The following is a 23,781-nucleotide window of genomic DNA, read 5'->3' as shown; positions in this document are numbered from 1 at the left end:
GTTCGGCTACAACCTGGAGTCGCTCAACACGCGCTTCGACATCGGCGTGAACAACGTCGGCGACAAGCAGCCGCCGTTCCTGTACGCGAACAACACGCTGAACGCGAACACGGACCCGAGCGACTTCGACCTGATGGGCCGCTACTACTGGGGCCGCGTGACGGTCAAGTTCTAAGATCGAGTCACGTTGTAAGCTACACGGCCGCGCGGGTTTCCCGCGCGGCCTTTTTTTTTCGATGACGATGATGAATCCTGATCTGATTCCGATTGCCGCGGCGGTTCGCGTCGCCGACTGGCGCGAAGCCGAACGCCTCGTGCGTGCCCTCCTGCAGGGCGGTGACGCACGCGAAGACCTGTTGACGATGCTCGCGATCAGCCTGCAGATGCAGGGTCGAGCGGACGAGGCGGTCGATGCCTACGAGCGCCTGACGACGCTCTTTCCGGGGCGCACCGAGCATTGGGGCAACTACGCGACCGCCTTGCGCGAAGCAGGACGCCTCGATGACGCCGCCGCGGTGTACGAGCGCCTGCTCGAGGGTTCACCGGCGGATGCCGGCCAACTCGTCAATTACGCGCTGCTGAGGCTTCAGCAGCGCGACTACGCGGGGGCACGCGACATCGCGCTGCGCGCCCATGCACTGGAGCCGGACTCGCCGCGCGTGCGCATCCATGCTGCGCGTGCCTGCCAAGCCTGCCGCGAATACGAAGAAGCCGAAGACCTGCTCAAGCCATGGCGCCAAGGGCTTCCGCTCGAGGACGATGGGTTGCAGCAGGAACTCGGAGACCTGCAACTTGCACTCGGCGACGGAGACTCCGCGCAGATCCTGCTCGAGGATCTCGTGCGGCGCGCGCCCGGCAACATCCACGCGATCGTCCACCTCGCATCCGCCTACGAGCGCCTCAATCGGCTGTCGGACGCAGAATCCCTGCTCGCGCAGCTCGCGGGTCGGCTAGACGGCGCCACAACCGAGGTACGGATGGAACTCGCCCATGTGCTCGCCAAGGTGGCCCAGCGCAAGGGCGATCTCGCGCAAGCGCAGGCGATCCTCGAGGACGCGGGCCTGCGCGGCGAGGGCGACTATGCGCATCACTACCTGCTCGCCGAGATACGCGCCAAGCGCGACGACGTCGCGGGCACGATGCAGGCGCTGAAGGAAGCCCACGCGCTGCACGTGGAAGACCTGAAGCACGTGATCCCCAAGCGGTTCGAACCCGGCGCGTCGCCGCTGCCACTCGCCGACGTGCGCGTCGACGCCGAGGATGCGCGTCGTTGGCCGGTACTCACCGCGCCGGAAGCGAAGCACTCCCCCGTCTTCATCGTAGGCTTCCCGCGGTCCGGCACGACCTTGCTTGAGCAGATGCTCGATGCGCATCCGCGCCTGCAGTCGATGGACGAGAATCCGTTCTTCAACAAGCTTTCCGACCAGCTCGCCGAGCAGGACATCTTCGTGCCACAGGACATGGCGCGGCTCGGCCAGCGCGACTGCGACGAATTGCGCAAGCGCTACCTCGGCATGGTGTGCGAGGCGATTCCGCGGCGCTGGGACACCCGGATCGTCGACAAGAATCCGTTGAACATGCTGTGGCTGCCACTGATCCATCGCCTGTTCCCGCACGCGAAGTTCATCCTCGCACTGCGCCATCCGTGCGACGTGATCCTCAGCTGCTACATGCAGAATTTCCGCTCCAGCGTGCTCGCCGCCGCGTGCTCGGACCTGCAGCGACTCGCGACCTCGTACGTCGCGTCGATGCAGTCGTGGCTGCACCACGCGGCCCTCTTCGAACCGGACGTGCTCACCGTGCGCAACGAGGACATCGTCGCCGACGTCGAGGGCCAGGCCGCACGCATCGCGCAGTTCCTCGATCTCGGCGAAGCAGCGCCGCTGCTCGGTTTCCACGAGCACGCGCGCCGCAAGGGCTTCATCGGCACGCCGAGCTACACGCAGGTGATCCAGCCCGTGAACAGCCGCGGCATGAACCGCTGGCTGCGCTATCGCGAGTACATCGAGCCGGTGCTGCCGATCCTCGAGCCGATGCTGCAGCACTGGGGCTATTCGACCGACGCCCCGGCGGTGGGCTGAGCCTCAACCGGCGGGCGGCAAGCCGAGTTCGCGCCGCAGCGGGTCGAGCAGCGAGCCGTAGCGCGGCGTGCGCGCCGTGTCGCGGCGCAGCGGCTCGCGTACCTGCATCGCGCTCGGCGAGCGCACGTCGCGCTCGGTGCGGTGGAACTCGAGGCAGGCCGGCTCGAACGGCAGCCCGAGGAAGCAGAGCAGCGCGCGGATGCGTGGCTCCGGCTGCGCGACGAGGTCCTCGTACACGCTTTCGTAAACGTGCGCCGGATGCCGCGCGAGTCCGTCGCGCACGGCGCGGTCGAACGCTCGCCAGAACCCCGCGAGGTCGGCGAAGCTGCGCGTGTACTCGTTGTTGTAGAGGAACTGGCGGTAGCACGAGAAGCAGGTTTCGAGCGGATCGCGGCGCACCGCGATGATGCGCGCGCCGGGCAGCATGCGGCGGATCGCGTCGATGTAGTACCAGTTGTTCGGCAGCTTGTCGGTGAACAGCGCGCGCCGGCGGCGCCAGTGGGCCGTACGATCGAGATAGGCCTGGCCGAGCCTCCGCCAGTCGTGCGCACGCATCGCGCCGACCCAGTGCGGATACGCCTGTTGCCGGCGCCGTGACTCGCCGGCGATCAGCAACGGCAGGTCGGCGAGTTCGCCGGCACCCTCGATTGCCGGATGCGAGGCGAGGATCTGTTCGATCAGGGTGGAGCCGGAGCGCGGCAGGCTCACGACGAAGATCGCCTCGCGGCCGAACGCATCGTGGGCCGGCGAGCAGTCGACCGGAAGCGTGGCGTAGGCGTCGTGGATCGATGCCATGAATGCGTCGAAGCCCGCGGAATCCCAGCGCCGGCGCCTTCGCGCCACGGCGTTGGCCTGATCCAGCGCCCCGAGCGACGCCGCGTAGTCGCCGCGCTCGTCGAACGCCTTCGCGAGGGCGAAACCGATCGCGACGATGTCGTCGTCGCTCGCGCGCGCATCGCGCAGCGCGGCCTGCATGCGCGTGACGTCATCCTCTTCGAAGCGTGTCGTGCGGATGTCCGCGAGGCCCCACCACGCGATGCCGGTGCACGGGCGTTCGGCGAGGATGCGCCGGTACTCCGCGGCCGCTTCAGCGGGGTGGTTCGCGACCCGCAGCATGTCGGCGAGCAGCGCTCGCGCCTGCATGTGCGCCGGCGCGAGCTCGACCGCGCGCCGCAGTGCGACGACCGCGTCGTCGTGGCGGACGCAACGCGTGAGCAGTACGCCGAGGTTGAACCAGGCGACCGCGAGCCCGGGCTGCAGCTCGCAGCAACGCCGCAGCGCGGCGATCGCGCCGTCATAGTCGCCGGCTTCGGCGAGCACGGTGCCGAGCGTGTTGTGGTATAGCGCGTCCCCTGCGCGCTGCAGGACGGCCGCGCGGATCGCCCGGATCGCCGCTTCGTGATCGCCGCGCTGGCTGCGGATGCCCGCCCAGAGGCGCAGCACCTCCGGCTGCTGCGGGAATGCGGCGATCGCAGCCCCGAGCTGTGCTTCCGCCTCGTCGACGCGACCCGCTTCGAGCGCCTGCGCGGTGGCGACGACCTGTTGCACCGCGCGCGGTGTCAGGCCGTGCAAGCGGGGCGGGAGGGAAGAGGGCGTGGACATGGGCGGCCGTCGAGTCTAACAGGGCCGGCCGTGAGCCAACGGCGCGAGCGTCGCCCCCGCAACCGGCGCCGGTGCGTGCGCGGGCCGGGTGCGTGGCGCGTCAGTAGTTCGACATGTCGAAGTTCTCGGCCATCGGCGCATCGCCGCCCTCGGCGAGTCGCACCTTGAGCGCAAGGCCGTCGCGCGAGTCGGCGTGGTTGAGCGCTTCCTCGAGCTCGATCTTGCCTTCCTTGTAGAGCGCGTACAGCGACTGGTCGAACGTCTGCATGCCTTCCTGCAGGCTGCGGTCCATCGCCTCCTTGACCTCGTGCACCTGGCCGCGGCGCAGCAGGTCGCGGATGTGCGGCGTGTTGAGCAGCACCTCGACCGCAGGCAGGCGGTGGCCGTCCTTGCCCATCACGAGGCGCTGGCTGATCACCGCGCGCAGGTTCAGCGCGACGTTCATGAGGATGTTCTTGTGCGCCGATTCGGGGAAGAAGTTGAGGATGCGCTCGATCGTCTGGTCGGCGTTGTTGGAGTGCAGCGTCGCAAGGCAGAGATGGCCGGTTTCGGAGAACGTGATCGCCGCCTCCATCGTCGTCGCGTCGCGGATTTCGCCGATGAGGATGACGTCGGGCGCTTCGCGCATCGCGTTCTTCAGCGCTTCGTGGAAGCTGTGCGTATCGAGCCCGACCTCGCGCTGGTTCACCACCGACTTCTTGTGGCGGTAGAGGTATTCGATCGGATCCTCGATCGTGAGGATGTGGCCCGAGCTGTTCGCGTTGCGGTAGTCGATCATCGACGCGAGCGTCGTCGACTTGCCCGAGCCGGTCGCGCCGACGAGCAGGATCAGGCCGCGCGGCTCCATGATGATGTTCTTGAACAGTTGCGGCAGGCGCAATTGTTCGATCGACGGGATTTCGCTCTTGATCGCGCGGATCACCATGCCGACTTCGCCGCGCTGCTTGAACACGTTGACGCGGAAACGGCCGGCGTCCTTCACCGCGATCGCCATGTTGAGCTCGAGCGCCTTCTCGAACTGCGGCACCTGGCCTTCGTCCATGAGCGAGTAGGCGATCTTCTTGACCATGCCGTTCGGCAGGCCCGTGTTGCCGAGTGGATAGAGCTTGCCTTCGACCTTGATGTTCACCGGAGCGCCGGTGGTCAGGAACATGTCCGACGCACCCTTCTCGGTCATCAGTTTCAGGAAATAGCCGATATCCATCGCGGTTCTCGCTCTCGTTCGTTCATCACATTCGCCGGTTCGTCGGTCCAGCATTGCCAAACCCGGCGTCGCCTTCCCAAAATAGGGGCCCCTGTTGCAGGCGAGCGGCGAAGTTATGACACCAGCACGCAAAAAAATCCATGCGTCGATCGTCGTTCTGGCGACCGCGCTGGCCGCGGGCTGCAGCCCGACCAAGCCGCCGCTCGACGAACTGGACGCGGCGTCGCGCGCGCTGGCTGCGGCGCGCCAGGCACAGGCCCCGCAACTGGCCGCGGCCGAGTACCGTGCGGCCGGTCGCCATTTCGACCAGGCGCAGGCGGCGGAGCGCGATCGGGACTACGACGCCGCGGCGCAGTTCGCCGCCGAGTCGCTCGCCGACAGTGAGCTCGCGCTGGCCAAGGCGAGGCTTTCCACCGCGCGCAGCGAGGTCGAGCGCCTCGCTCGCGAGAACGAAGGCCTGCAAGCCGATCTCGACAGCCATCCCGCAGCCCTGCAGCTGGAGCAGCCATGAACTTCGCCCGACCCGTGCAGTACGCGTTGGCCATCGCGCTCGCCGCCGGCGCCGCCGATGCCGGCGCCGCGCGTGACGACGACTACCTGCGCCTGCTCGATCGCTTCAACGCGCTCGCCACCGACCCTGCGCTCGGCTCACACGCGCCGATCGCGATGGACCGTGCCCGCCTCGCGTTGGCGCACCTCAAGGAAGCGCGGCGCAGCGAGCGCGAGCACTGGATCTACATGGCCGAGCGGCGCATCGACAGCGCGCGCGCGAGTGCCGAGGCGGAGTCGCTCGACGGGCAGCGAGTCGCATTGCAGCGCGAGAACGATCGGCTGCAGCTCGCGATCGCGCGGCGCGACGCCGAACAGGCGCGCGCCGAACTCGAGCGCCAGCGCCTGCAGGCGCAGATCCGCGCCGAAGAGGCCGAGAACGCGCGCCGCGAGGCCGAGGCAGCACGCGTGGAAGGTGCGCAGGCGGCGCAGGCGGCCGAGTCGGCGCGTGCCGAAGCCGAACAGGCCAAGCGCATGGCGGCTGCCCAGGCTAGGGCGGCGGCACTCGCGAAGAAGGAAGCACAGCTCGAGGCGGCGCTCTCGGGCGAGAAGCCCAAGCCTGCGACCGCGCCGAAGGACAAGGCCAAGGCGAAGCCGAAGGCGAAACCCGCCGCGCCGTCCAAATCGGATTGACCGTCTGAGCGGCGCACCGACGCATCCCATTGATTCGTCACATAACTGGCTGTTTTCGTTAAAAAACTATCAAGGCTTTCGCGCGCTTTGCCGACCTGCAAGCGGCGTTTTTTCGGTTGCCAAGGCAGGGGCAACGGAGTAGCGTCTGACTCCCAAGTGGACCGTTTTTTCCTGGACCCCACTTGGGCCAGAGCCCAATGACAGCAGCGATCGCGACAGAGGAGTGCATTCCCTCGGTTCTCCGAGGCGCGGGTCGTGCGTACGGACGTTTCCTGGCAGTGGCGTCCGCAGCAAGGCCCGACGATTTCCGCTCCGCCCTCGATGCATCGTCCACGGTAACGGCGGCTCTTTCCGAGCCATTTCGCAACCCCGCGGTAACTCGTCCCGCTCCGCAGCGGCACGGCCGAAAGGCCGTGCCGCCGCGTGCGTGTGTGTTCCCTGCACCAGAGGAGGTTGGCTGATGTTCGAGCAGAACCAGAAAGAAATCGAAGCGTTGATGCAGAGCAATGCGGAGTTCCGCAGCCTGTACCAGCGTCACAAGGAACTGGACAGCAAAGTGCGCGATGCCGAACTCGGCGTGCTGCCGATGGACGACGTCACGCTGCACAACATGAAGAAAGAGAAGCTGCACGCGAAGGACAAGCTCACGTCCATGTGGGCCGCGTCGCACTGACCGGATTGCCGTTGCCGGCGCCGCCGCCGACGCGGCGACGTCGGCGACATCCCTCCGTCGGGTATCATTCCGCGACCACCTCCAGCCGGGGGTGACGATGTCGCAGGGCCGTGCCCGCGACCCTGCGCGGAGCCCGCATGACGATCCACCAGAGCGTACTCGAGCTGATCGGCCAGACGCCGATGGTCAAGGCCCAGCGCCTCGATACCGGTGCCTGCGACCTCTTCCTCAAACTCGAAAGCGCGAACCCGGGCGGTTCGATCAAGGACCGCATCGGCCTGTCGATGATCGAAGGCGCCGAGCGCGCCGGCAAGCTCGAGCCCGGCGCCACGCTCGTCGAGGGTACCGCCGGCAACACCGGCCTCGGCCTCGCGCTCGTCGCGCAGGCGAAGGGCTACCGCCTCGTGCTCGTCGTGCCCGACAAGATGAGCCGCGAGAAGATCTTCAATCTCAAGGCGATGGGCGCGGAAGTCGTGCTCACCCGTTCCGACGTCGCCAAGGGGCACCCCGAGTACTACCAGGACCTCGCCGAGCGCATCGCGCGCGAGACGCCGGGCGCGTATTTCATCAACCAGTTCGGCAATCCCGACAACCCGCTCGCGCACGAGCAGACCACGGGTCCCGAAATCTTCGAGCAGCTCGAAGGCAAGGTCGACGCGATTGTGTTCGGCTGCGGTTCTTCCGGCACGATGACGGGCCTGTCGCGCTACTTCGCGAAGGTGTCGCCGCAGACCGAGTTCATCCTCGCCGACCCGGTCGGTTCGATCCTCGCGCAGTACATCAACGAGGGCACCCTCTCGACCAAGTCCTCAAGCTGGATGGTCGAGGGTATCGGCGAGGATTTCCTGCCATCGATCAGCGATTTCTCGCGTGTCAGGAAGGCGTACGCGATCAGCGACAAGGAAAGCTTCCTCGCCGCACGCGAACTGCTGGCGAAGGAAGGCGTGTTCGGTGGTTCCTCGACCGGCACCCTGCTCGCCGCGGCGCTGCGCTACTGCCGCGAGCAGGCGCAGCCCAAGCGCGTCGTCACGCTCGTCTGCGACACCGGCAACAAGTACCTTTCGAAGATGTACAACGATTACTGGATGCTCGACAACGGCTTCCTCGAGCGCCAGCCGACCGGTGACCTGCGCGACCTGATCCTGCGCCCGTACGCGCATCGCGATACCGTCGTGGTGGGGCCGCACGAGTTGCTGGTGACCGCGTACAACCGCATGAAGCTGTACGACGTGTCGCAGCTGCCGGTCATGGATGGCGACCGCATCGTCGGCATCCTCGACGAATCGGACCTGCTGCTGCACGTCCACGCGGACGAGACGAAATTCCGAGACACGGTGTCGACCGCGATGGTCGAGAAGCTGCAAGTGCTCGACGTGAAGTCGCCGATCGAGGCGCTCATGCCCGTATTCGACGCCGGCCATGTCGCGATCGTGATGGACGGCCAGAAGTTCGTCGGCCTCATCACGCGCATCGACCTGCTCAATTACCTGCGCCGGAGAGCCGGCTGAGGCGCTGCGCATGCGCGGCGCCGTCGTGCGACGCGTCGATCTTTCTTCCTACCACGACCCGGGCAACGATCCTTCCATGGCCAAGCAAGACAAACTGCATCTCGGCACGCGCGCGATCCATGCCGGCCAGTCTCCCGATCCCTCGACCGGCGCGATCATGACGCCGATCTACGCGACGTCGACCTACGTGCAGAAGAGCCCTGGCGTGCATCAGGGCTACGAATATTCGCGCACGCAGAACCCGACCCGCATGGCCTACGAGCGCTGCGTGGCCGACCTCGAAGGCGGCCGCCAGGGTTATGCCTTCGCCTCGGGCCTCGCTGCCGCGGGCACCGTGCTCGAACTCGTCGACTCGGGCAGCCATGTGATCGCGATGGACGATCTGTACGGCGGCAGCTATCGCCTGTTCGAGCGCGTACGCCGACGCAGCGCCGGCCTCGACTTCACCTTCATCGACCTCAATGACGCGGCTGCGCTGAAGTCGGCCCTGAAGCCGAATACGCGCATGATCTGGGCGGAAACGCCGACCAATCCGATGCTCAAGCTCGTCGACCTCGCCAGGGTCGGCGCGTTCGCGCGCAAGCACGGCCTCATCTTCGTCGTCGACAACACGTTCTGCTCGCCGATGCTGCAACGGCCGATCGAACATGGCGCGGACATCGTCGTGCATTCGGCGACGAAGTACCTCAACGGCCATTCCGACATCGTCGGCGGCATCGCCGTGGTGGGCGGCAGTGCGGAACTCGCCGAGCAGATGGCGTTCCTGCACAACTCGGTCGGTTCGGTCGCGGGTCCGTTCGACGCATTTCTCGCGATGCGCGGACTGAAGACCTTGCACCTGCGCATGCGCGCGCATTGCGACGGCGCGCTCTCGCTCGCGCAATGGCTGGAGAAGCATCCCGCGGTCGAACGCGTGATCTACCCGGGTCTCAAGTCGCACCCGCAACACGTGCTCGCGAAGAAGCAGATGGATGGCTTCGGCGGCATCGTTTCGGTCGAGGTGAAGGGCGGCCTGCGCAAGGCGCGCAAGGTGCTCGAGCGCTGCGAGCTGTTCGCGCTGGCCGAGTCGCTCGGCGGCGTCGAGAGCCTGATCGAGCATCCGGCGATCATGACGCACGCCTCGATCCCGCCGGCGAACCGCAAGCGCCTGGGCATCAGCGACAGCCTCATTCGCCTGTCGGTAGGCGTCGAAGATGTCGAAGATCTGAAGGCGGAACTCGTGCGCGCACTCGCCTAGTCGAGATGTGCGCAGGCGGCGACGGCTTCCTGCACGGAAGCCGAGCCGCTCTGCGTGGCATCGCGTTGACGCGCGCCGAACTCGCTTAGCGACACAGCGGAGAAGCGCGGGAACTCCCACAGTCTGAAGCATGGTGATGTCGCGACGAGGCGTGCAAGGGGAAGGCGTCCATTGCGGATGGCGTCCGTCTCGTCGGCGGGCCGTGGCCATTCATGTGCGGACGCCAGCATGTCGAAATAGGGCACCACGATCGCGGCGACTTCGCCGTCCAGCAGGATCCGCTGTGCGTCGGCTCTGAGAGTCGCAGATTGCATGCCGGCACCATCGAGCCGTCGCATCGGCTCGCTCCATGCTTGTCTGGCCATTTCCACATTCTTGTCGCCGCCGATGTTGTAGGTCTTGAATCCTCCGGAGGTTGCAAGATACGGCGCGATGAAATCGTTCCCGTGCGGCACGAAGAGGACGCGCCCCCCGGCGGCGACCCGACTCAGATCCGGAACGAGCTGTCGGACGATGTCCAATGCGTGCTCGCGGTTGGCGATACCCAGCTTCAGTACACGCGGCAACGGCGGCATGAATGCGACGATCAGACCGGCGGCCATTGCATAGGCAGCCCGTGGGTTTCGGCGATGAAGGACCACCAGCAACACGACCGTGAGCGCCCACAGGCCCAGCATTCCCAGAGCTACCCAGCGGTACGAGGCCCGCATGTGCATGAAGCCGGGAACATGGGTCGAAAGCCAGCGTGAGCCCGTTGGAATCGGCGCGTACTGCTCGGGCATCGCATACATGCTCTCCGGCAGCGGCAGATTCAGACCGTCCTTGGTGGCATTGACCTTGAGCGATGGCCCCAACGACAAATAGATTCCTGCTGATGCGATGATCAGCCAGCTGAAGACTGTCTTGCGTTCGGGCGCGAACACCCATCCCGCCACGCCAGTCAACAGCAGCGGGAGGACGAAGGCGGTCGCCCAGATCGAGCCATCGCCCCAGAATCGTTCAGGGTTCCGCGTGACCCCTAGGTGAAGGATATTCCATGCCCACAGTGTGCCCCGGGTGGGCGCCATCAGCATCGTGATATCGACCCCCATTGCGCGAAACATGTCGAGCGAGGAGGTTGCGTACTCGTTCCCGCCGATGAAGGCCGAATAGAGCAGGTACGCCGTTCCGAATGCCAGCGCAATGCATGGAAGCGCGAAGAGGAGTGCTCGCAGGCGATCGCTCTTGCGCGTGGCGACATGGACGCTCCAGAGGATCGCCGTGCCGACGGCGAACATGATGAACGTGTAGCCGTCCATGAATGCGGAAAGCGTACAGTTGACCACCATGAATAGTGCGGAGCCGATTTGCTTGGCAAGCGTGTCGGAAGCCAGCAATGCCACGACGGCGTACATATAGAAGGGCAGCAGCACGAACCCCAATGCCACCATGGAGTAGTTGACGTGCCCCCAGCCGATCGGCAGCGTGAGCCAAATCGCGCCCAGAATGAGCGAAAGGCCTCTTGACGCGCCGAAGGAGCGGGCGAGCACGGCCGCTCCGAAAAGTGCCAGCGCAAGGTACGAGGCGACCATCGCGCTGTAGGCGTCCATAGGCGCGAAGCCGAAGCGGATCAGCTGGCCTTGTACGAAGGTGCCCGATAGTCCGAAGGCGATGGCTGCGGGGGCAGGAAGCCCGAAATCGACGGCATGGACGGCGAGGATGCCCTGATGGGCGTACGACTCCGCGAATGCAGTGGCCCAGATCGCTTGGCCCAGCGTGGGAAGCGCTACTCCGGGAATGGCGCTGAACAGGGAGCATGCGAACGCGAGCGCCGCAATGAATCCAAGCCAATAGAGGGGGCGTGTGCCCCTGGTCATTGCCGCAGCGCTTCCAGGTTCCGGAAACATTCGAGCGCCTGGGGATTGGCGAGCGCATCGGTGTTCTTCACCGGCCGGCCGTGGATGACCTCGCGCACGGCGATCTCGGTGATCTTGCCGGAGATCGTGCGCGGGATGTCGGCGACCTGCAGGACCTTCGCCGGCACGTGGCGTGGCGTCGTGTTGGCGCGGATCTGCCGCGCGATGCGCTCGCGCAGCGCGTCGTCGAGCACGATGCCTTCGCGCAGGCGCACGAACAGGATCACGCGCTCGTCGTCGCCCCAGTGCTGGCCGACCGCCACCGACTCGAGCACTTCGGGCACCTGCTCGACCTGGCGGTAGATTTCCGCGGTTCCGATGCGCACGCCACCCGGGTTCAGGGTCGCGTCGGAGCGGCCGTAGATGACCACGCCGTCGTGCTCGGTCAGCAGCGCATGGTCGCCATGGCACCACACGCCGGGCACGCGCGCGAAATACGCACTGCGGTACTTTTCGCCATCGGGGTCGTTCCAGAAGAACACCGGCATCGACGGGAACGGCGCGGTGCAAGCGAGTTCGCCCTTTTCGCCGCGCACCGGCTTGCCGGCGTCGTCGAGGATTTCGACCTTCATGCCGAGGCCGCGGCACTGCAGTTCGCCGCGGTACACCGGCAGCACCGGGCAGCCGAGCGCGAAGCAGGAGATGATGTCGGTGCCACCGGAAATCGACGCGAGCAGCATGCGCTCCTTGATGTCGCGGTAGACGTAGTCGTAACTCTCCGGCGCGAGCGGCGAGCCGGTCGAGAGGATCGTCTTCAGCTGCAGCAGCTTGTGCGTCTCGCGCGGCTTCACGCCGGCCTTCTCGATCGCGCTGAGCCACTTCGCGCTCGTGCCGAACACGCTGATGCCGACCTCGTCGGCGAGATCCCACAGCGCGTTGCCGTCCGGATGCGACGGCGAGCCGTCGTAGACGACGAGCGTCGCGCCGACCGCGAGGCCGGACACGAACCAGTTCCACATCATCCAGCCGCAGGTCGTGTAATAGAACAGGCGGTCTTCGCGCTTGAGATCGGTGTGCAGCACGAGTTCCTTGAGGTGCTGCAGCAACGTGCCGCCGACGCCGTGCACGATGCACTTGGGTACGCCGGTCGTGCCCGACGAGTACATCACGTACAGCGGATGGTCGAACGGCACCGGCACGAACTCGAGCGCATGCTCGCCGTCGCCGCAGAATTCGGGGAGCGAGATCGCGTTGCGCAGGCCGTCGAGCACGAGCGGATCGCCGCTGTAGGGCACGACCACGAGGTGCTCGATGCTCGGCACCTCGTCGAGTACGCCGCGGATCTTCTCGAGGCAATCGAAGCGCTTGCCGCCGTAGCCGTATTTGTCCGCGGTGAACAGCACCTTCGGCGCGATCTGGCCGAAGCGATCCACCACGCCGCGGATGCCGAAGTCGGGCGAGCACGAGGACCAGGTCGCGCCGAGCGACGTGGTCGCGAGCATCGCGACGATCGTTTCCGGGATGTTGGGCATGAAGCCGGCGACGCGATCGCCGACCCCGACCCCGGCGCCCTTGAGCGCATGCGCGACGCGCGCGACTTCCGCGTGCAGTTCGGCGTAGCTGAGTTCTCGCCGATGGCCCCATTCGTTGCGGAATACGATCGCCGCGCGGTCGTCCCTGAAGCGCAGCAGGTTCTGCGCGAAGTTCAGCGTGACGTTCGGGAACCAGCGTGCGCCGGGCATGCGGTCGCGGTCGACGAGCACCGGCTCGTGCTCGCCGTGCGCGCGGATGCCGCAGAACTCCCACACGAGCGACCAGAAACGCTCAGGATTGCGCACCGAGAACTCGTGCAGCGGCGCATAGCGTCGGATGTCGTCGTTGCCGGTGCTCTCGCGCACGAAGCGCATGAAGCGGCTGATGTTCGCGCGTTCGATGCGCTCGGAGCTCGGCTCCCACACCGGCTTTTCCATCGATGGCGTCGGGTCGTTGCTCATGCATGCCTGCAGGGTTGGTGGCGGCCGGCCGGATGGCGCCGCGAGGCGCGCGTGCGGCGCGGGCCGGGCGCGATACGTCGATTATCCGCGAAACCGGCCGGGGGCCGCCAGCCGATCGGCACGACGCATCGGTGCCGGCCGCGCGAGCCGGCGGCCGCATCGCGGGCGCCCCACCGATTCTGTTACTTTTTCACGAATGCCCAGGCCGAGCCGCGCGCCCATAGCGCGCTCGCACGACGCGTCCGGGCGTGATCGGCGCACGAAGGGCAGGGGAGAACGGGATGGATCGAACGCAGGCGATCGAAGCTCACGGGGCGCGGAACGCGTTGCGCGAGCACGCGGCGGTGCTCGCGTTCTTCATCGCGATCTACCTGCTGTACTTCTCGCCCGTGCTGTTGTCCGGCCGGCTGCTCGCGCCGGGCGACGGATCGGTGAGCTACCTGCCCGCGATCGCGCGCGGCTGGTCGCTGTGGATCGACGAGCTGTTCGCCGGCTATCCCGCATTCGCCGACACGCAGCACTTCCTCTGGTACCCGCTGCGGCTGTTCGGCAGCCACTACAACGCGCTGGTCGTGAGCGCCTACGTGATCGCCGCGTTCTGCACCTACGGCTTCGCGCGCCTGCTCTGCGGGTCGATGGGCGGCGCGGTCGTCGCCGGCCTCGTCTACAGCGGCGGCGGTTTCATGACGGCTCACCTGGGCCATCTCTCGATCATCCATTCCGCCGCATGGATCCCGCTTGCGTTGTGGGGCGTGGAAGGCCTCGCGCGGAGCGGGCGCTGGCCGCCGGTCGCAGCGGTGGCCTGCGGCGTCGCGCTGTCGTTCCTCGGCGGACACCCGCAGATCTGGGTCTATGGCCTGTTGCTCGCGTGCGCGTATGCGGGCTGGCGCAGCATCACCTTGCGCGAGCGGTTCGGCCTGCCCGATCCGCATTACCTCCTGCGCTGCGGCGTAGGCGTCGCCGCGGGCATCTTGCTCGCGGCCGTGCAGTTGCTGCCCTTCGCCGAGTTCACCGGGCTCGCTGCGCGCGGCGAATGGACGTACGCGAACTACACCAGCTATTCACTGCCTACGATCCAATTGTTCATGGGCATTTTCCCGAACCTGTTCGGCAACGTCCTCGGCGGTTACGCGAAGGATTTCGGCGCGCCGTCGCTGACCGAACTGTCGTTCTACGCGGGTGCGTCGACGCTGCTGTTCGCCATGCTCGCGCCATGGTCGGCGCGGGCGCGCCCGCACGCATGGTTTTGGATCGCCGTCTCGATCCTCGCGGGGGCGTACATGACGGCCGATGCGACGCCACTCGGCCGCCTCGGCTTCGCCCTGCCGGTATTGCGCAGCTTTCGCTGCCTCGGCCGCGCGGGCATCATCTGCATCCTCGCGGGGGCCGTGCTCTGCGCCTACGCGATCGCGGCGGTGCAACGCGGCGAACTCTCGGGCAAGCGGCTGCGCGGCGCCCTCCTTGCCGCGGGAGCGGCGTTCGTCGTCGTGCTCGTCCTCCTCTACGCCGCGTACGGCACGATCTTCGCGATGGCATTCGCCAAGCACGTGGCGATGCCTTCGATGCTTCACAACAAGGCCGTGTGGGGGCCGATCGCCTTGTTCGGTGCCGGCCTGTTGCTCGCGACGTGCTTGCGGCGCTGGCCGCGTTCCGCGTGCGTGGCCTTGGTGGTGATCGTCGCGCTGGACCTCGCGAGTTTCGGCTGGTTCTACGAATGGCGGGTGCATACGGCGCCGACGGCCGTGCCACCCGCGCCGGCCTGGCAGGCGCTGATCGCCGATGCGCAGCGCGACCATGCACGCATATTGCCGCTGCAGCGTTCCGGTATCGCCGTGCCGAACGTCAACCTGCTGTACGGGCTGCCGAGCGCGAGCGGATACGTCTCGCTGATGCCGGAGCGGTTCGGCCAGTTGACCGGTGTCGGCGTGACGGGCCTCTATCCGAACTTCCCGCCGGCCAGTCCCTACTGGGACCTGCTCGGCGTGCGCTGGCTGCTCGGCGATGCGGCGTCGCTCGCCGCGGCGGCGGCCGATCCCGGACATTGGCGGCCCCTCGCGACGACGTTACCCGGATATGCCAGGGCGCTCGAGCGCGTCGATTTCGCCGGCCGCGCCTGGCTCGTCGGTGGCGTCGTGGAGGCGGACGATGCGGAAACGCTCGCCGACATCCGCTCCGGCGTCATGCCGTTCGGACGGGCGTTCGACCCGCGCGCGGTCGCCCTGGTCGAACAGGATGCGGCGCCGAACCTGCCCCTCGCGCAGCGCTGGGGCAGTGCGGGCACGGTCCAGTCGCAACGGCTGTCCGCCGGCCACTGGCGTTTCGTCGCGCATGCCGAGCGTGCCGGCTTGCTCGTGATCAGCCAGATGGATTACCCGGGCTGGCAGGCGAGCCTCGGCGGCGCACAGGTGCCGCTGCTGCAAGTCGACTATGCGTTGCAGGGCGTCGTCGTGCCGGAAGGCGAGAGCATCGTCGAACTTTCCTTCCATCCGCGCAGCGTGTACCTCGGCGGCGCGCTGAGCACGCTGGGCCTGCTCGTCATAGCCCTCTGTGTCGCCTCGCCGTGGCTCGCCCGGCGGCGCATGAAGCCGGCGCCAGACGCGCGCGCGCTCAGCGCGAGCGTACGATGATCCGCCGCGACAGCACGTAGGTGAGCGGCAGCGTCAGCACCACCACCAGCAGCGGGCCGAACGCCGCGGGCACGTGCAGGCCGTCGACGAGGGCGAACAGCAGCAGCGAGCCGACGAGGTACTGCACGGCGTAGACGAGCGGGAACGCGAGCGCGCGCGACACGCTCGCGCGCTCGCGGAACACGAACCACGTGTTCGCGAAGTACGACCAGGCGATGCCCACCGCATACGCGATCGAGTAGGCGGCGACGTAAGGCAGGCGCGCCAGCAGGAGCAGGTATACCGCGTAGGAGACGGCGGTCGTGCTCGCGCCGCCGGCGAGGAAGCGCAGGATCTCGCGACCGCGTCGCGGTGGCGCCGCGACTTTCATCCGGCGCGCTCCCGCTCGCCCAGCCACGTCGCGTAGTCGCGGATGTACTCGTTCGCGTCGTAGTAGTGGGAGGCGAACACGAGGAGCACGGCGTCGCCCGAGTAGCGGTACTGCGTGCCCCAGATCATCGGCGGGATGTGGATGCCGACGTCGGGCCGATCGAGCAGCACTTCCGCGCGTCGCCGGCCGTCATCGACAAGCACGGACACCGATCCGCGCACGCAGACGAGGAACTGGTGGCACTCGCGGTGCGCGTGTTCGCCACGCACCTCGCGCCCGGGCACGTCGAATACGAGGAAGTAGCGTTTGGGTGCGAACGGCACGGTGCGCTCGAACTCGCCGACGCTGAGGCTGCCGCGCATGTCGGCGACGCGCGGCAGGCGATGCACGCTGACCTCGCCGACACCGAGGCGGCGCGCGCCGGTCTGCGCCGGTACCGCGTCGAGAGCCGCCGCCGCGTCGGTCTTGGCGTTGACGTAGCCGACGATGCGCGCCGGATTTCCGACGACGATCGCGTTCGGCGGCACCGAGCGCGTGACCACCGCGCCGGCGCCGACCATCGCATTGCGACCGATCGTGACGCCGGGCAGCAATGTCGCATTCGCGCCGATCGATACGTGGTCCTCGAGCAGCGTCTGCGCGAAGCGCTCGGGATAGGCCTTGCTGCGCGGGAAACGGTCGTTGGTGAACGTCGCATTCGGCCCGATGAACACGTCGTTGCCGACGCGGACGCCGTCCCACAGCTGCACGCCGCATTTGATCGTCACGCGGTCGCCGACGACGACGTCGTTCTCGACGAACACGTGGTCGCAGATGTTGCAGTCCTCGCCGATCGTCGCGCCCGGCAGCACATGCGCGAACGCCCACACGCGCGTGCGCGCGCCGACCTTGGACGATTCGCACAGCCCCTGCGGATGCACGAAATGGTTCATTCGGGTGGTGCCCCCGTGAATTCCTGTGCGCGGTGCACGATCGCCAACGGCCGCTGCTTCGTGTTTTCGTACGCGCGCCACACGTAGGCGCCGATCAGGCCGAGGCCGAACGTGTTGAGTCCGCCGAAGAACAGCAGGGTGAGCATCGTCATCGCGTAACCGGGCAACGTGATGTAGCCGAGCAGGCGCGCGACCGCCACCACCGCGCCGAGCAGCAGCGCGGTGCCGAGGCCGAGGCCGCCGACCAGGATGAGCAGCCGCACCGGCAGGTCGGAGAACGCGAACACGCTGTCCATGAGGTACTTCAGCTTGCGCGAGAACGACCAGCCGCTGCGGCCGTGCCGGCGGGCGAGGCGCTCGTACGGCAGCACGGTGCGGCGCATGCCGAGCCAGAAGAGCTGCCCGACCAGCGACGTATTCGCCTCGCCCATCGCCAGCAGTTCGGTGCGGAACGCACGGTTGCAGGCGAACACGTCGACGCCGCCGCGGGGGATCTGCGGCAGCACGAGGCGGCGGTACAGCCACCAGAACATCGCCGAGGCAACGCGCGAGAAGAACGGGTCCGCGCGCGCGACGCGAGTGCCGACCACGATGTCGGCCTCGTCGCGTGCGAGCACGCCGTAGAAGCGCTCGATCAGTTCGATCGGCTCCTGCAGGTCGGCGGCCATCACGGCGACGTCGTCGCCGCGCGCGGCGGCGAGGCCGGTGCGGATCGCCGCGAAGGCGCCGAAATTTCGCGAGTGGGACAGCAGCTGCGCACGGAACGGCATCCGTGGCAGCGCGTCGCGCAGCAGCGCGTAGCTCCGGTCCGGGCTGCCGTCGACGACGAACACCGCTTCGAGCGGTTGCGGCAGCCGTCGTGCGAGCCCGGTGATCGCTTCGAGCAGCTCGCCGATCGACGCCTCGTTCCCGTACACCGGGACGACGAGCGAGTGCATCAGGCGTCCCACCCGTTGCAGGCAGCGATGACGGCGTCGACCTCGGCATCCTCGAGCTCGGCAAAGCACGGCAGCGACAGCGACGTGCGCGCGAGACGCTCGGCTACCGGCAGCGAGAGCGTGGCATAGCGCTCGCCGAATACGGGCTGGCGGTGATCGGGAATCGGGTAGTGGATGTCGACGCCGATGCCGCAGGCGGCGAGGTGGCCGCGCAGCGCGTCGCGCCGCTCGCTGCGCACGACGTACAGGTGTGCGACCTGGTCGGTGCCGGGCAGGGGCGGCAGTTCGATCGCAGGATGGCGGATGCCGCGACCGTAGCGCGCGGCGATCGCGCGCCGGCGCGCGTTCCAGGCGTCGACGAGGGGAAGCTTGAGGCGCAGCAGGGCCGCCTGCAGTTCATCGAGGCGGCTGTTGCGTCCGTGCGCGGCGGTGACGCTGTATTTCTCCTTCCAGCCGTACTGGCGCAGCTGGCGCACGCGCGCGGCAAGGGCATCGTCCGAGGTCGTCACCGCGCCGCCGTCGCCGAGCGCGCCGAGGTTCTTGGTCGGGTAGAAGCTGAAGCAGGCGAGTGCGCCGAACGATCCTGCGCGCCGTCCGCCGAGGCTCGCGCCGTGCGCCTGCGCGCAGTCCTCGATCATGGTGAGGCCGTGGGCCCGTGCGACCTTGCCGATCGCATCCATGTCGGCGAGCGCACCGTACAGATGCGTCGCGACGACGGCGCGCGTTCGCGGCGTGATCGCGGCGGCGAGCGCCTGCGGGTCGAGCGTCGCGCGCAGCGGATCGACGTCGACGAAAAGCGGCACGAGGCCGTTGGCGAGGATCGCCAGCGTCGCGTACATCGCTGCGTTCGGCGCTACCGCCACTTCGGTCCCGGCGGGCAGGCCGAGGCTCGCGATCGCCAGTTCCAGTGCATCCGAGCCGTTCGCGACGCCGATCGCGTGCGACGCGCCGCAATATGCTGCGAACTCGCGCTCGAAGGCCTCGACTTCGACCCCGAGCACGTACCACCCGCCGCCTATGATGCGGCATGCGGCGTCGCCCATGCGCGCGCCGAGCTCGCCGCCGTTCTGTCGGTCGAGTGCGTTGAACGGAATCCTGCGCTGGGCCGTGGTCATGGGTCGCGTCGACGGGAGGGGAGGCGCCGCGGGCATGCGGCCGCGGCGAACGACGGAAATCTTGCCAGAGGCGTGCCGAAATCCGCCAGCACGGCGTCGATCGGGCCGCAGGGCGGAACGCCGGGGCGAGGCCGCTGGCGCGCCCCGCGGCTTGCGCGGCGCTCAGCCGATCAGCCGATCAGAAGGTCCTTTTCCTTCTTGCCGGACGACAATGCCGCGCTGAACCAGTGCGGTCGCTTGCCACGGCCGGTCCAGGTTTCCCCCGTCGTCGGGTTGCGGTACTTCGGCTTGACCTTGCGCCCCGTCGCCGTGCGCTTGCCGCGCGAACCCAGTACGTCGTCGATGCCGAGCCCCTCCGCCTCGACCAGCGCATGGATCTTGTCGCGCAGCCTGGCCGCCTTCTCGCGCACGAGTTCGCGCTGGCGCGCCTGCGCGCGCGCGATCAGCTCGGACAGCTGGGAGTGGTTCATCGACTTGAGGTCAATCGCCATGTTTTCGCCTTTCGATTCGCGGCGGCCGGCCTGCCCGAACGAACCGGTGATGCTAGCAAAACGCCTGCGTCGCGCTCGCGCGGCACGCGCCGATCTGTGATCGGCTGCGCATTTTGCGGTGCGTGATTCTCTGCCGCCTGGATTCAGCCGAGCAGCTGCGCCAGTTCGTCGCGTGACAGCGAGCGGTTCTCGCTTTCGCCGCGACGGCGGTACTCGAACGTGCCCGCGGCGAGGCCGCGTTCGCTCACCACGATGCGGTGCGGGATGCCGATCAGCTCCATGTCGGCGAACATCGGGCCGGGGCGAAGGCCGCGGTCGTCGATCAGCACGTCGATGCCGCGCGCGGCAAGCTCGTCGTGGAGCTTCTCCGCCTCCTCGCGCACCTGTGCGTTCTGCGCGGCACCGATCGGGCAGATCGCGACGCGCCACGGGGCCATCGGTTCGGGCCACACGATGCCGGCGTCGTCATGATTCTGCTCGATCGCGGCGGCGACGATGCGGCTGACGCCGATGCCGTAGCAGCCCATCTGCATCACCTGCGCCTTGCCGGCGTCATCGAGCACGGTCGCGCCGAGCGCGCGCGCGTAGGTGTCGCCGAGCTGGAACACGTGGCCGACTTCGATGCCCCGCGCGATCTTGAGCATGCCGTGGCCGTCCGGCGACGGATCGCCTTCGACGACCTTGCGGATGTCCGCCACGCGCGTGACGCGCGCGTCGCGCTCCCAGTTCGCGCCGGTGTAGTGGCTGCCGTCCTGGTTGCCGCCGCAGACGAAGTCGGCGAGCGCGGCGGCGCTGCGATCGACGATCACGGGGATCGTGTCGGGCAGCCCCGCCGGACCGATGAAGCCGGGTTTGGTGCCGGTCGCGCGCACGATCTCGGCTTCGTCGGCGAGCACCGATTCGCCCGGGAGTTCGGCGAGCTTGGCCGCCTTGACCTCGTTGACCTCGTGGTCGCCGCGCACGCACAACGCAACGAGGCCATCCTTGCCGCGCACGAGGATCGTCTTCACGCACCGGGCAGGCTCGACGCCGAGGAATGCGCTGATTTCCTCGATCGTCTTCTGCGTCGGCGTGGCGACGCGTGCGAGCGCCTGCGCGGCCGGGGGACGCGGCGCGGCCGGCGCGAGCGCCTCGGCCATCTCGATGTTGGCCGCATAGTCCGAGCCGGTCGAGAACGCGATCGCGTCCTCGCCCGAATCGGCGAGCACCTGGAACTCGTGGCTCGCATTGCCGCCGATCGCGCCCGTGTCGGCCTGCACCGCGCGGAACTTCAGCCCCAGGCGCGTGAAGATGCGGCCGTAGGTGTCGTACATGTTGCGGTATTCGTTGGCGAGGCAATCGTGCGTGAGGTGGAACGAATACGCGTCCTTCATGAGGAACTCGCGCGCGCGCATGACGCCGAAGCGCGGGCGGATCTCGTCGCGGAACTTGGTCTGGATCTGGTAGAAGTTCACCGGCAACTGATTGTAGCTGCGCAGTTCGTTACGCGCGTAGTCGGTGATGACTTCCTCGTGGGTCGGGCCGTAGCAGTAGGCGGCGTCCTTGCGGTCCTTGATCTTGAGTAGCTGGCCACCGAACTTCTCCCAGCGCCCGGTTTCCTCCCACAGTTCCTTCGGCTGGATCGAGGGCATCAGCAGCTCGAGCGCGCCGGCGCGGTCCATCTCCTCGCGCACGACGTTCTCGACCTTCGACAGCACGCGCAAGCCGAGCGGCGACCAGGTGTAGATGCCGGCGGCGAGCTTGCGGATCATGCCCGTACGCAGCATCAGCCGGTGGCTGGCGATTTCCGCGTCGGCGGGAACTTCCTTGACGGTCGCGAGGTGGAAGCGGGACAGGCGCATGACGTTCCGGTGACTGAAGGCGGAACGTTCGATTCTAGCAGCGCCGCCCATGGCCGGGCAGCGCTCGCGGAGCCGTCGGCTCTACCCCCGCCTCGCCTGGTTCAGTGCGCGCAGAACAGCTTGATCTGCTGGTTCGCCTTGTCGATCTCCTGCTGGCGGCTCTTGGCCGCGTCGAGATCGGTCGGGTAACCCTGCGCGTCGACGGGGATCTTGCGACCCTCGGCGACGCCGAGGTTCTGGCGCGCGATGTCACAGTTGCGCTTGATGTCCTCGGCGGCGTAGCCGGCCGCGGCGGCGAGTGCGGGGCCGCCGCTCTTGCCATCGGTGCCGGTCGCTTGTTCCTCGGTCGGCTCGTTCGAGGTGACGCCGCCCTTCATCTTGACCTTCTGTGCCTTGATCGAGGATGGCGGCGGCGAGTCGGAGAAGTGCTTGGTGCCATTGGCATCGGTCCATGAATACATCTCGCCGGCAGCCACCGGCAGGCTGGCCATGAGGAGGGCGAGGAGGAGCCAATTGCACTTCATGAGGGGGCCTTCGTCTGCGGCGCGCCGTCAGGAGCGGCGCTCGGGCGACTGGATAGCACCACTGGGGCCGCGTTACAAGCAAGAACGCCCGGATTTGCGGATCACGGTACACTCACGGCCACGACGTCCACTGCCGCTGATCGACCATGGAAGCTCCTTCGACCGGCGCGCGCAAGCCGCCGCGCGGTATCTACCTGCTGCCGAACCTGTTCACGACCGGCGCGATGTTCGCAGGCTTCTACGCGATCATCGCCGGCATCGGCGGGCGCTACACCGACGCGGCGGTCGCCGTGTTCGTGGCCGGCATCCTCGACGGGCTCGACGGCCGGGTCGCCCGCCTGACCGGTACGCAGAGCGAGTTCGGCGTGCAGTACGACTCGCTGTCCGACCTCGTGAGCTTCGGTCTCGCGCCCGCGCTGGTGCTCTACACCTGGTCGCTCTCGGCGCTCAAGGCGTACGGCTCGGGCTGGGGCAAGCTCGGCTGGGCCGCCGCGTTCATCTACGCCGCCTGCGCGGCGCTGCGCCTGGCGCGGTTCAACACTCAGGTCGGCGTCGCCGACAAGCGCTACTTCCAGGGCCTCGCGAGCCCGGCCGCGGCAGGCCTGTGCATGTCCTTCGTCTGGGCGATCGAATCGGGCGGGCTCGGCCTGCGCGCGAGCGAAATGGACTTCGTGACGCCGGTCGTCGCGATCGTCGCCGGCCTCTTGATGGTCAGCCGCGTGCGCTATTTCAGCTTCAAGGCGTGGCCCAAATCCGACCGCGTGCCGTTCATCTGGATCCCCGCGGCGATGCTGATCCTCGTCGCACTCGCGGTCGACACGCCGCGCGTGCTGTTCGGCATCGCCGTTGCGTACGTGCTGTCCGGCCCGGCCATGACGCTCTGGGGCCTGCGCCAAAAGCGCAGCGAGCGCGCCTCGCGCGGCTCCGGGCGGAGCGAGGGATGAAGGCGCTGCACGCCCGCTCCGCCGGTGCGTGCACCGCGGGCGGCGTGCGCGCGACGTTGCGCCCGGCGGCCGAGCCGCGCACCGGGGAGGGGGGCACGCTCGCCTTCCTCGCCGAGCTGTCGCAGGCGCTCGCGGTTTCGCTGGACCTGCGCCAGACGCTGTCCGAAACGGTCACGCGGGTCGTCGACTTCATGCAGGTCGAGGCGGCCTCGCTGTTCCTGCTCGACCCTGCCACGCTCGTGCTCGACTGTCGCATCTGCATCGGCCCGGTCGACATCGCCGGCGCGCGCCTCGCGGTCGGGCAGGGGATCGTCGGTGCTGCGGTCGCCGAGAACGCGACCCAGCTCGTCGCCGACGCGTCGAGCGATGCACGCGTCTGGCGTGCCGCCGACGACAGCACCGGCTTCGTCACGCGCAGCCTCGTCTGCGCGCCGCTGCGCACCGCGGCGGGACCGATCGGCGTGCTCGAGATCGTCAACCGCCGCGACGGCACGCCATTCTCGGCCGCGGACGCCGAACTGCTCGACCTCGTCGCCGCGCCCGCGGCACTCGCGATCAACAGCGCGCGCATGGCCGCGAGCCTGCTCGAGCAGCAGCGCCTCAAGCGCGAGTTCGACCTCGCGCGCCGGCTGCAGAAATCCCTGCTGCCGCACCGGCGCCGCGACGGCTTCCCGGTGATCGGC

General features: G+C 67.9%; 20 protein-coding genes. 9 read left to right on the top strand and 11 right to left on the bottom strand.

Annotation, left to right across the window (positions count from 1 at the left end; genetic code table 11):
• Positions 1-245 precede the first annotated feature (245 nt).
• Complete coding sequence (locus ACTHK2_RS00100) at positions 246-2,081, top strand: tetratricopeptide repeat-containing sulfotransferase family protein (RefSeq protein WP_440243412.1); 1,836 nt, start codon at positions 246-248, stop codon at positions 2,079-2,081.
• Between the two features lie 3 nt (positions 2,082-2,084).
• Here ACTHK2_RS00100 and ACTHK2_RS00095 read toward each other — a convergent pair whose 3' ends face one another.
• Positions 2,085-3,683 (bottom strand): sulfotransferase, encoded by a 1,599-nt coding sequence (locus tag ACTHK2_RS00095; protein ID WP_440243410.1) that lies wholly within the window; start codon positions 3,681-3,683, stop codon positions 2,085-2,087.
• A gap of 100 nt (positions 3,684-3,783) precedes the next feature.
• Positions 3,784-4,887 carry a PilT/PilU family type 4a pilus ATPase gene (locus ACTHK2_RS00090; protein WP_131992080.1) on the bottom strand — a complete coding sequence of 368 codons (1,104 nt, stop codon included), beginning with the start codon at positions 4,885-4,887 and terminating at the stop codon, positions 3,784-3,786.
• Between the two features lie 94 nt (positions 4,888-4,981).
• Between ACTHK2_RS00090 and ACTHK2_RS00085 the strand changes: the two genes are divergently transcribed.
• From ACTHK2_RS00085 to ACTHK2_RS00065, 5 genes are all read left to right on the top strand, one after another.
• The gene (locus tag ACTHK2_RS00085) at positions 4,982-5,398 is read left to right on the top strand and encodes a DUF4398 domain-containing protein (RefSeq protein WP_440243408.1); all 417 of its coding nucleotides are present in this window, start codon (positions 4,982-4,984) and stop codon (positions 5,396-5,398) included.
• A complete protein-coding gene (locus ACTHK2_RS00080) occupies positions 5,395-6,069 on the top strand; it encodes a hypothetical protein (RefSeq protein WP_440243406.1) in 675 nt (224 codons plus the stop codon). The genes ACTHK2_RS00085 and ACTHK2_RS00080 overlap by 4 nt, the downstream gene beginning before the upstream one ends.
• Positions 6,070-6,529: 460 nt before the next feature.
• Complete coding sequence (locus tag ACTHK2_RS00075; RefSeq protein WP_440243404.1) at positions 6,530-6,742, top strand: YdcH family protein; 213 nt, start codon at positions 6,530-6,532, stop codon at positions 6,740-6,742.
• A 137-nt stretch (positions 6,743-6,879) separates the two neighbouring features.
• On the top strand, positions 6,880-8,250 hold the full coding sequence (locus tag ACTHK2_RS00070; RefSeq protein ID WP_440243402.1) for a pyridoxal-phosphate dependent enzyme: 1,371 nt from the start codon (positions 6,880-6,882) through the stop codon (positions 8,248-8,250).
• A gap of 76 nt (positions 8,251-8,326) precedes the next feature.
• Positions 8,327-9,487: a trans-sulfuration enzyme family protein gene (locus ACTHK2_RS00065; RefSeq protein ID WP_440243400.1), complete on the top strand. Its 1,161-nt coding sequence runs from the start codon at positions 8,327-8,329 to the stop codon at positions 9,485-9,487.
• On the opposite strand, the gene ACTHK2_RS00060 is transcribed toward ACTHK2_RS00065, so the two are convergent.
• On the bottom strand, positions 9,484-11,343 hold the full coding sequence (locus ACTHK2_RS00060; RefSeq protein ID WP_440243398.1) for a hypothetical protein: 1,860 nt from the start codon (positions 11,341-11,343) through the stop codon (positions 9,484-9,486). The genes ACTHK2_RS00065 and ACTHK2_RS00060 overlap by 4 nt on opposite strands.
• The gene (locus tag ACTHK2_RS00055) at positions 11,340-13,316 is read right to left on the bottom strand and encodes an acetoacetate--CoA ligase (RefSeq protein ID WP_440243396.1); all 1,977 of its coding nucleotides are present in this window, start codon (positions 13,314-13,316) and stop codon (positions 11,340-11,342) included. Before ACTHK2_RS00055 ends, ACTHK2_RS00060 begins: the two co-directional genes overlap by 4 nt.
• A 281-nt stretch (positions 13,317-13,597) precedes the next feature.
• Between ACTHK2_RS00055 and ACTHK2_RS00050 the strand changes: the two genes are divergently transcribed.
• Complete coding sequence (locus ACTHK2_RS00050; protein ID WP_440243394.1) at positions 13,598-15,943, top strand: hypothetical protein; 2,346 nt, start codon at positions 13,598-13,600, stop codon at positions 15,941-15,943.
• On the opposite strand, the gene ACTHK2_RS00045 is transcribed toward ACTHK2_RS00050, so the two are convergent.
• The 7 genes from ACTHK2_RS00045 to ACTHK2_RS00015 all read right to left on the bottom strand — a co-directional run bounded on the left by ACTHK2_RS00045 (position 15,924) and on the right by ACTHK2_RS00015 (position 22,154).
• On the bottom strand, positions 15,924-16,313 hold the full coding sequence (locus ACTHK2_RS00045; RefSeq protein WP_440243392.1) for a GtrA family protein: 390 nt from the start codon (positions 16,311-16,313) through the stop codon (positions 15,924-15,926). The two genes, ACTHK2_RS00050 and ACTHK2_RS00045, sit on opposite strands and share 20 nt — an antisense overlap.
• Entirely contained in the window at positions 16,310-17,245 is a 936-nt protein-coding gene (locus ACTHK2_RS00040; protein WP_440243390.1) for a WxcM-like domain-containing protein, read from the bottom strand. The genes ACTHK2_RS00045 and ACTHK2_RS00040 overlap by 4 nt, the downstream gene beginning before the upstream one ends.
• Positions 17,242-18,183 carry a glycosyltransferase family 2 protein gene (locus ACTHK2_RS00035; RefSeq protein WP_440243387.1) on the bottom strand — a complete coding sequence of 314 codons (942 nt, stop codon included), beginning with the start codon at positions 18,181-18,183 and terminating at the stop codon, positions 17,242-17,244. Before ACTHK2_RS00035 ends, ACTHK2_RS00040 begins: the two co-directional genes overlap by 4 nt.
• Entirely contained in the window at positions 18,183-19,298 is a 1,116-nt protein-coding gene (locus tag ACTHK2_RS00030; RefSeq protein ID WP_440243385.1) for a DegT/DnrJ/EryC1/StrS family aminotransferase, read from the bottom strand. The genes ACTHK2_RS00035 and ACTHK2_RS00030 overlap by 1 nt, the downstream gene beginning before the upstream one ends.
• Positions 19,299-19,468: 170 nt before the next feature.
• Entirely contained in the window at positions 19,469-19,789 is a 321-nt protein-coding gene (locus ACTHK2_RS00025; protein ID WP_440243383.1) for an H-NS histone family protein, read from the bottom strand.
• Positions 19,790-19,932: 143 nt separating this feature from the next.
• On the bottom strand, positions 19,933-21,630 hold the full coding sequence (locus ACTHK2_RS00020) for a proline--tRNA ligase (protein WP_440243380.1): 1,698 nt from the start codon (positions 21,628-21,630) through the stop codon (positions 19,933-19,935).
• Between the two features lie 101 nt (positions 21,631-21,731).
• Positions 21,732-22,154 (bottom strand): DUF4124 domain-containing protein, encoded by a 423-nt coding sequence (locus ACTHK2_RS00015; RefSeq protein WP_440243378.1) that lies wholly within the window; start codon positions 22,152-22,154, stop codon positions 21,732-21,734.
• A gap of 146 nt (positions 22,155-22,300) precedes the next feature.
• Between ACTHK2_RS00015 and ACTHK2_RS00010 the strand changes: the two genes are divergently transcribed.
• Both ACTHK2_RS00010 and ACTHK2_RS00005 read left to right on the top strand, forming a co-directional pair.
• On the top strand, positions 22,301-23,098 hold the full coding sequence (locus ACTHK2_RS00010; protein ID WP_440243376.1) for a CDP-alcohol phosphatidyltransferase family protein: 798 nt from the start codon (positions 22,301-22,303) through the stop codon (positions 23,096-23,098).
• Positions 23,095-23,781 (top strand): GAF domain-containing protein (locus ACTHK2_RS00005; protein ID WP_440243374.1); only part of this gene is annotated, 687 nt, incomplete at its 3' end. The genes ACTHK2_RS00010 and ACTHK2_RS00005, both read left to right, overlap by 4 nt.

The organism is Dokdonella sp. (assembly GCF_051958935.1).
In the GTDB taxonomy this organism is placed as follows: domain Bacteria; phylum Pseudomonadota; class Gammaproteobacteria; order Xanthomonadales; family Rhodanobacteraceae; genus Dokdonella_A.
This window is presented reverse-complemented; position numbering and strand designations above follow the sequence as displayed.

Excerpts from the sequence above, each read along its gene's own strand:
- ACTHK2_RS00075 (WP_440243404.1), top strand. The coding sequence starts at position 6,530 with ATGTTCGAGCAGAACCAGAAAGAAATCGAAGCGTTGATGCAGAGCAAT.
- ACTHK2_RS00030 (WP_440243385.1), bottom strand. The coding sequence starts at position 19,298 with ATGACCACGGCCCAGCGCAGGATTCCGTTCAACGCACTCGACCGACAG.
- ACTHK2_RS00080 (WP_440243406.1), top strand. The coding sequence starts at position 5,395 with ATGAACTTCGCCCGACCCGTGCAGTACGCGTTGGCCATCGCGCTCGCC.
- ACTHK2_RS00020 (WP_440243380.1), bottom strand. The coding sequence starts at position 21,630 with ATGCGCCTGTCCCGCTTCCACCTCGCGACCGTCAAGGAAGTTCCCGCC.
- ACTHK2_RS00035 (WP_440243387.1), bottom strand. The coding sequence starts at position 18,183 with ATGCACTCGCTCGTCGTCCCGGTGTACGGGAACGAGGCGTCGATCGGC.
- ACTHK2_RS00010 (WP_440243376.1), top strand. The coding sequence starts at position 22,301 with ATGGAAGCTCCTTCGACCGGCGCGCGCAAGCCGCCGCGCGGTATCTAC.
- ACTHK2_RS00060 (WP_440243398.1), bottom strand. The coding sequence starts at position 11,343 with ATGACCAGGGGCACACGCCCCCTCTATTGGCTTGGATTCATTGCGGCG.
- ACTHK2_RS00025 (WP_440243383.1), bottom strand. The coding sequence starts at position 19,789 with ATGGCGATTGACCTCAAGTCGATGAACCACTCCCAGCTGTCCGAGCTG.
- ACTHK2_RS00100 (WP_440243412.1), top strand. The coding sequence starts at position 246 with ATGAATCCTGATCTGATTCCGATTGCCGCGGCGGTTCGCGTCGCCGAC.
- ACTHK2_RS00045 (WP_440243392.1), bottom strand. The coding sequence starts at position 16,313 with ATGAAAGTCGCGGCGCCACCGCGACGCGGTCGCGAGATCCTGCGCTTC.
- ACTHK2_RS00050 (WP_440243394.1), top strand. The coding sequence starts at position 13,598 with ATGGATCGAACGCAGGCGATCGAAGCTCACGGGGCGCGGAACGCGTTG.
- ACTHK2_RS00040 (WP_440243390.1), bottom strand. The coding sequence starts at position 17,245 with ATGAACCATTTCGTGCATCCGCAGGGGCTGTGCGAATCGTCCAAGGTC.
- ACTHK2_RS00090 (WP_131992080.1), bottom strand. The coding sequence starts at position 4,887 with ATGGATATCGGCTATTTCCTGAAACTGATGACCGAGAAGGGTGCGTCG.
- ACTHK2_RS00055 (WP_440243396.1), bottom strand. The coding sequence starts at position 13,316 with ATGAGCAACGACCCGACGCCATCGATGGAAAAGCCGGTGTGGGAGCCG.
- ACTHK2_RS00095 (WP_440243410.1), bottom strand. The coding sequence starts at position 3,683 with ATGTCCACGCCCTCTTCCCTCCCGCCCCGCTTGCACGGCCTGACACCG.
- ACTHK2_RS00015 (WP_440243378.1), bottom strand. The coding sequence starts at position 22,154 with ATGAAGTGCAATTGGCTCCTCCTCGCCCTCCTCATGGCCAGCCTGCCG.
- ACTHK2_RS00070 (WP_440243402.1), top strand. The coding sequence starts at position 6,880 with ATGACGATCCACCAGAGCGTACTCGAGCTGATCGGCCAGACGCCGATG.
- ACTHK2_RS00065 (WP_440243400.1), top strand. The coding sequence starts at position 8,327 with ATGGCCAAGCAAGACAAACTGCATCTCGGCACGCGCGCGATCCATGCC.